The following is a 458-nucleotide window of genomic DNA, read 5'->3' as shown; positions in this document are numbered from 1 at the left end:
TGTAAAATGGAAGTTACCACACCACCATAGATACAGGAGAACCCAACATGAGCTATTCCCATCTTAGCATAATTGATCGTGGACAACTAGAGATATTAAATAGACTAGGTTGGTCTGCAAGAGCCATCGCTCGTGAGATCAAGCGTGGGTTCGTGAATCAGGCTTACGAAGCGAATTCCTCCCATTAAGCTAGTCAGGATCGTAGAAGAGAGAGCAAGCCTAGAGGGAAGTTCTCTTCGCAACTGGCGGAAGAACTGCAGACAGAGCTGAAACAAACCTGGTCTCCTGAGCAAATTGCAGAGAAGCGACGAGAGGACAAAAGATCCTTCGCATGCTTCAAAACGATCTACCGTTGGATCTACTCTGGATGGCTTGTAGCAGGAGATTTACAGGTGCTTCGGCACAAAGGAAAGCGCCATAAGCCGGTCGAAACACGCGGACGATTTATGGTGGGTACA

At 47.6% G+C, this 458-nt stretch carries 1 pseudogene; it reads left to right on the top strand.

What is annotated here, in order from left to right:
• Positions 1-47 precede the first annotated feature (47 nt).
• A pseudogene (locus tag M3650_RS33350) lies at positions 48-458 on the top strand (transposase); the annotation flags it as partial.

This window comes from Paenibacillus sp. MER TA 81-3 (genome assembly GCF_023713585.1).
Taxonomy (GTDB): Bacteria; Bacillota; Bacilli; order Paenibacillales; family Paenibacillaceae; genus Paenibacillus_B; species Paenibacillus_B profundus.
This window is presented reverse-complemented; position numbering and strand designations above follow the sequence as displayed.